The 3,033-nt window shown below is 64.6% G+C and carries 3 protein-coding genes; 1 reads left to right on the forward strand and 2 read right to left on the reverse strand.

Annotated elements, in window-relative coordinates:
- The first annotated feature begins 133 nt into the window (after positions 1-133).
- The gene (gene aqpZ, locus G3436_RS16885) at positions 134-832 is read left to right on the forward strand and encodes an aquaporin Z (protein ID WP_163947148.1); all 699 of its coding nucleotides are present in this window, start codon (positions 134-136) and stop codon (positions 830-832) included.
- On the opposite strand, the gene guaD is transcribed toward aqpZ, so the two are convergent.
- Together guaD and xdhC are read right to left on the reverse strand one after the other, a co-directional pair.
- On the reverse strand, positions 829-2,133 hold the full coding sequence (gene guaD / locus G3436_RS16890) for a guanine deaminase (protein WP_163947150.1): 1,305 nt from the start codon (positions 2,131-2,133) through the stop codon (positions 829-831). The genes aqpZ and guaD overlap by 4 nt on opposite strands.
- Positions 2,134-2,143: 10 nt before the next feature.
- A complete protein-coding gene (xdhC, locus tag G3436_RS16895; protein ID WP_163947153.1) occupies positions 2,144-2,989 on the reverse strand; it encodes a xanthine dehydrogenase accessory protein XdhC in 846 nt (281 codons plus the stop codon).
- Between the last annotated feature and the right edge of the window lie 44 nt (positions 2,990-3,033).

Raw genomic sequence — 3,033 nt, forward strand, 5'->3', positions numbered from 1 at the left:
TTGACCCGCGATGCTTTCAGGCCTGCTGGCACTTGCGCCAATCTCTGCTAGATTTTATCTGCTGCACTCCCGCAAACCTTCATCAAGCAGTTGGGCTTGCGCTTCAGGCGTACCACTTCTTGAGGACTGACTGATGTCGATGCCCATGAGCAAACGCATGGGAGCTGAATTGATAGGGACGTTCTGGCTGGTGTTGGGCGGTTGTGGCAGTGCGGTACTGGCTGCGTCTTTTCCGATCGGCATCGGCCTGGTCGGTGTCTCCATGGCCTTCGGGCTGACTGTGCTGACCATGGCCTTCGCCATCGGTCATATCTCCGGTTGCCACCTCAACCCTGCGGTTTCGCTGGGCCTGGTGGTGGGTGGGCGTTTTCCGGCCAGAGAGCTGCTGCCCTACGTGATTGCCCAGGTGCTCGGGGCCATCCTGGCGGCAGGGGTGATCTACCTGATTGCCAGCGGCAAAGCCGGCTTCGAGCTGTCGGCCGGGCTGGCCTCCAACGGCTACGCCGAGCATTCCCCGGGCGAGTACTCGCTGGGGGCGGGGTTTGTGTGTGAAGTGGTGATGACGGCGATGTTCATCCTGATCATCATGGGCGCCACCGATACCCGCGCGCCGGCAGGTTTGGCGCCGATCGCGATCGGGCTGGCGCTCACGCTGATCCACCTGGTGTCGATACCGGTCACCAATACCTCGGTCAACCCGGCGCGCAGTACCGGGCCTGCGCTGTTTGTGGGCGGTTGGGCGCTGCAGCAGCTGTGGCTGTTCTGGGTCGCGCCGCTGATCGGTGCGGTGATCGGCGGCGCGCTGTACCGTGGGGTGTTCCGCGAACCCTAGCGCTGGTGCACGCTGCGCCCGGCAGCGAAGGTCTCGCGAATGGTGCGGTCGTCGCCCAGCGTAGTGAGCACGAACAAGGTTTCCTCGATGCTCTTCGATTGCTGGATGCGGTAGTCCAGCAGCGGGGTGGCCTTGTAGTCGAGCACGATGAAGTCGGCGTCGCTACCCGCTTGTAGGGTGCCGATGCGCGACTCCAGGTTCAGCGCACGCGCACCGCCCAGCGTGGCCAGGTACAGCGACTTGAACGGGCTCAGGCGTGCGCCCTGCAACTGCATCACCTTGTAGGCCTCGTTGAGGGTGTATAGCAGCGAGAAGCTGGTGCCTGCGCCGACGTCGGTGCCCAGGCCCACCTTGATCTTGTGCTGTTCGGCCTGCGCCAGGTTGAACAGGCCGCTGCCCAGGAACAGGTTGGAGGTGGGGCAGAACGCCACGGCCGAGCCGGTTTCGGCCAGGCGCTGGCATTCGGCGTCACACAGGTGCACACCGTGCGCGAACACCGAGCGCTCACCCAGCAGCTCGAAGTGGTCGTACACGTCCAGGTAGCCGCTGCGCTCGGGGAACAGCGCCTTGACCCACTCGATTTCCTTGAGGTTTTCGCTCAGGTGCGTGTGCAGGTACAGGTCCGGGAACTCCTTGAGCAACTGGCCGGCGAGGGCGAGCTGTTCCGGCGTGCTGGTGGGCGCAAAGCGCGGAGTCACGGCGTAGTGCAGGCGGCCCTTGCCATGCCAGCGGCGGATCAGCGCCTTGCTCTGCTCGTAGCTGGACTCGGCCGTATCGGTCAGGTAGTCGGGGGCGTTGCGGTCCATCATCACCTTGCCGGCGATCAGGCGCAGGTCCAGGCGCTCGGCTTCCTCGAACAGTGCATTGACCGACTCGGGGTGCACGCTGCCGAACACCAGCGCGCTGGTGGTGCCGTTGCGCAGCAGTTCCTGCACGAACAGCCTGGCTACCTTGTCGGCGTGGGCCTTGTCTTCGAACTGGCGCTCACACGGGAAGGTGTAGGTATTCAGCCAGTCCAGCAACTGTTCGCCGTAGGAGCCGATCATGCCGGTCTGCGGGAAATGGATGTGGGTGTCGATGAAACCCGGGGTGATCAGTGCGTCCTGGTAGTGCACCACCTCGATATCGGCGTCCAGGCCGGGCAACAGCGCACTGGCCTCGCCGATGGCGCTGATCTTGCCTTGGTCGATGACCAGCAGACCGTCTTCGAAGTACTCATAGGACGCCTCTACGCCAACGTCGGCGGGGTCGGCGAGGCTGTGCAGCAGGGCGGCACGGTAAGCTTTGCGGGTTGCGCTCATAAGGCTCTCGTCAAAGGGCTTGGCTGCGCCGGGAGGGCGGCAGCAGTTGGGCAATGGGTTCGGCGTTGTTCGAGGCACTGTGCTGGCCGAAGTTCGCGTTGTAGGTGGCGATGATCTCGGCGGCGATGGACACGGCAATTTCGATCGGCAGCTTGCCCTTGACCTCGGCCAGGCCCATCGGGCAGCGCATGCGCGCCAGGCGTTCCGGGCTGAAACCACGATCGCGCAGGCGATGCTCGAACTTGACGCGCTTGGTCCTGGAGCCGATCAGGCCGAACCAGGTGAAGTCGTTGCGCTTGAGGATCGCGGCGGTCAGTTCCAGGTCCAGTTGATGATTGTGGGTCATGACGATGCAGTAGCTGCCGGCGGGCAGTTCGTCGACCTCATCGACCGGTTCTTCACTCACGATCCGGCTCACCCCGGCGGGGATGAGCGCGGGGAATTCCTGCTCGCGCGAATCGATCCAGCGTACCCGGCAGGGCAGCGCGGCGAGCAAGGGTACCAGAGCGCGGCCGACATGGCCTGCGCCGAATACCGCGATCTGCGCCTGCACCCCGCCCATGGGTTCGAACAGCAGCACGGTGGCGCCGCCGCAGCACTGGCCCAGGCTGGCGCCGAGGTTGAAGCGCTCCAGGTGGGTGGTGTCGCGACCTTCGGCAAGCATCTGCCGGGCGATGTGCATGGCTTTGTATTCCAGGTGGCCGCCGCCGATGGTGTCGAACAGCTGGGTGGCGCTGACGACCATTTTCGAGCCGGCGTTGCGCGGGGTGGAGCCGCGTTCTTCGATGATTGTCACCAGCACGCAGGGCTCGCCGCGGGCGTGCAGGTCGGACAGGGCGTTGATCCAGGTGTGCATGGTCGGTTGCCTCTCTAGTGCCTGTTCGGGCCTCTTCGCTGGCA

It is taken from the genome of Pseudomonas brassicae (assembly GCF_010671725.1).
Lineage (GTDB): Bacteria > Pseudomonadota > Gammaproteobacteria > Pseudomonadales > Pseudomonadaceae > Aquipseudomonas > Aquipseudomonas brassicae.

Excerpts from the sequence above, each read along its gene's own strand:
- aqpZ (WP_163947148.1), top strand. The coding sequence starts at position 134 with ATGTCGATGCCCATGAGCAAACGCATGGGAGCTGAATTGATAGGGACG.
- guaD (WP_163947150.1), bottom strand. The coding sequence starts at position 2,133 with ATGAGCGCAACCCGCAAAGCTTACCGTGCCGCCCTGCTGCACAGCCTC.
- xdhC (WP_163947153.1), bottom strand. The coding sequence starts at position 2,989 with ATGCACACCTGGATCAACGCCCTGTCCGACCTGCACGCCCGCGGCGAG.